The 3,151-nt window shown below is 50.1% G+C and carries 2 rRNA genes; both read right to left on the reverse strand.

The annotated features are described in order from the left end of the window. A 5S ribosomal RNA gene (gene rrf, locus KDK67_RS13810) occupies positions 1–119 on the reverse strand; the annotation flags it as partial. Between the two features lie 69 nt (positions 120–188). Continuing rightward, positions 189–3,114: ribosomal RNA gene (locus tag KDK67_RS13815) — 23S ribosomal RNA — on the reverse strand. Positions 3,115–3,151 lie beyond the last annotated feature (37 nt).

A 3,151-nucleotide genomic window follows, 5' to 3' on the forward strand; every position in this document is an offset into this window, starting at 1 on the left:
ATAGCAGCGATGTAGATTTCCCGAAGACTCTCGTACTTCAGTACAGTAAACAACGTGGGTAGACTTATCTTCTGTGTTCGGATGGGAACAGGAGTGGCCCTACCGCTATGGCCGCCATACTCATTCAAATTAACGGATTGTGATCATGTAGATCATATTACATATCAGATATCGCCTGGACAAAGCGAGACGGATGAGGCACGGATATTAGTAAATGCGGACTGAACACCTCGTTGCCTTGGTGCTTACATCCCATTCCTATCGATCCGGTCTTTTACCGGAACCCTTAAAGTGGTCTCTTTTTAGGTTAGATTTCGAGCTTAGATGCATTCAGCTCTTATTCCTTAGCGCGTAGCTGCTCGGCAGTGCCTTGTCAGACAACCGATCGACCAGTGGCGCCGTTGCTCTGTTCCTCTCGTACTAAAAGCAACTTACCCTCAGACCACATACACCTCTAGTAGATAGTAACCGACCTGTCTCACGACGGTCTAAACCCAGCTCACGATCTCCTTTAATAGGCGAACAACCTCACCCTTGGCTGCTGCTGCACAGCCAGGATGGAAAGAACCGACATCGAGGTAGCAAGCTGCCGGGTCGATATGTGCTCTTGCCGGCAACGACTCAATTATCCCCGGGGTAACTTTTCTGTCATCTTTAGCCCGCACCAAGCGGGACATAAAGGTTCGCTAGAACCGACTTTCGTCTCGTGATCCACTACTGTGCTGAATCACGTCAGGCTAACTTATGCTCTTGCACTCTTCAGTAGGTTTCCGACCCACTTGAGTTAACCATTGCGCGCCCTTGATATCTTTTCAAGGGCGTCCCGCCCCAGGCAAACTGCCCACCTATCGGGGTCCTCCTCACGGAGTGAGGGTCGTAACTTTGGAAGGGTAGTGTCCCAATTGCGACTCCACCGATGCTGGCGCACCGGCTTCGACGTCTCCTACCTACACTGTACATCCAAAATCACAACCCAGCGACAGGCTGCAGTAAAGCTCCACGGGGTCTTCACTTCCCCCTAGAGGTCTCTAGACTCTGCACTAGAATGTAAGCTTCACCGGACTCTGGCTAGGGACAGTAGAACTCTCATTGATCCATTCATGCAAGTCGCCAATTAAGCGACAAGGTACTACGCTACCTTAAGAGGGTCATAGTTACCCCCGCTGTTTACAGGCCCTTCTTTCCGTTGAACCGAAGTTTCAGGTACCTGCACTGAGCAGGATTCAGAGATCGTACTAGCCCTTACGGGTTTGCGATCTCCTATGTTGATATTAGACAGTTAGAGTTCCCTGGTCACTGCGACCTGCTGTCTTCACAGCAGGCACTCCTTCTCCCGAAGTTACGGAGCCAATTTGCCGAATTCCCTTAGCCAAATTATTCCGACACGCCTTAGCCTTTTCAGCTAGGGGCACCTGTGTCAGATCTCGGTACGGATATTCAACTCCCTTTTCACGGGTTCCGGGGTGCAGCCGACTTTCGTCATAACATATTCGTCCGCTTCTCGCCATTACGGCTCTCCACGGATTTAGATGCTTAAACGGCGCGACAGCGCCGCTCAGCCTGCCCCAAAACGTCAGTTTTATTGTTGAATAGTACAGGAATATTAACCTGTTTCCCTTTTGATGTACTCGAATTACGGTACAACTTAGGACCGACTAACCCTCGGCTGACGATCATTGCCGAGGAAACCTAGCCCCTTCGGCGGTTAGGATTCTCACCTAACTATGCTGCTACTATTACCAGGATTTTCGTTTCCGCTCGGTCCACAGGACTTCACAGCCCTGCTTCTACCCAAACGCAACGCCTTCCTACAAGATTACCTTTCGGTACTCCGTGGTATCGGTGGTCGACTTGAGCCCCGTCCATTTTCGGGGCCCCAAACCTCGACTGGTGGGCTGTTACGCACTCTTTAAAGGATAGCTGCTTCTAAGCTAACCTTCCAGCTGTCTAGGGCTTGGGACGCCCTTTAGTATTAACACTTAGTCGACACTTAGGGACCTTAACCACGGGCTGGGTTGTCTCCCTTACGGACTACAGGCTTACCCCAGTAGCCCGGACTCCAACTTTCTACGACGACGGTGGGTTCGGAGTTTGACAGACGGGTGAGGGATTTCTCCCCCAGGACCATCAATCAGTGCTCTACTCCACCGACTATCTCCAGTTAGGTCATGCTGCGACATGTTTTGGAAGGAACCAGCTGATGCCGGGTTAGATTAGCCTTTCACTCCGAGACGCAGGTCACACGAATGATTTGCAGATCAATACCGCTTGCGGTCCTCCACGTAGCTTTCGCCACGCTTCAACCTGCCCACGCCTAGATCACCCGGCTTCGGGTCGTAACTTAGTGACTCCACGCACTTGTATACGCCGCGTCTCACCCGAAGGTTGCACGCATGTTGCTTTCGCTTCGGCTTCCCAGATAAAAGGTTAGCCATCGCCACTTAGTTACACTCCCTGGCCCGTTCTTCAAAACGTATGATATGACATCGGCATTGGAACTCGTACTACAACCTCGCGGTTGATTCCTTCGATCCAAAGATCCTTTCATGCCATATCGCTCCATCACCATCAGGTTTCAGGCACTTTTAACCTCCCTTTTGGGGGTACTTTTCAGTTTTCGGTCACCCTACTATTTCGCTATCGGTCTCAAGACGTATTTAGTTTTGGAAGTTGGTGCCTCCCAAATTCTCGCGTGATTTCCAACACACGATACTCAGGAACATTTCCAATTCCTCTTTTCATTGCTTACGTGACTATCACACTCTATGGTCTAACGTTCCAGAAAAGTTCAGCTAAGAAAAGATAGGAATCTTAGAAAGTTCCTATAACACCACATCTCCCTCACATTACTGGAGGGATTCAGTTTGAACTGTGCCGTGTTCATTCGCCATTACTAACGGCATCTCTTCGATTTCTCTTCCTGCCCCTACTAAGATGTTTCAATTCGGGGCGTTCCCGATCATTACTGATCAGCACAAATGTGCTAAGAGGTCTCATTAGGAAATCCCAGGTTCATAGGTTCCATGCACCTACCCTGGGCTTATCGCAGCTTGGCACGTCCTTCATCAGCGCTTGAGCCGAGCCATCCACCTGACGGCATAATTACCAGAGTCCATCTCACTTTGTCCAGTGAGCGTCTGATATGTAATAT

This window comes from Methanococcoides seepicolus, from assembly GCF_023684405.1.
In the GTDB taxonomy this organism is placed as follows: Archaea; Halobacteriota; Methanosarcinia; order Methanosarcinales; family Methanosarcinaceae; genus Methanococcoides; species Methanococcoides seepicolus.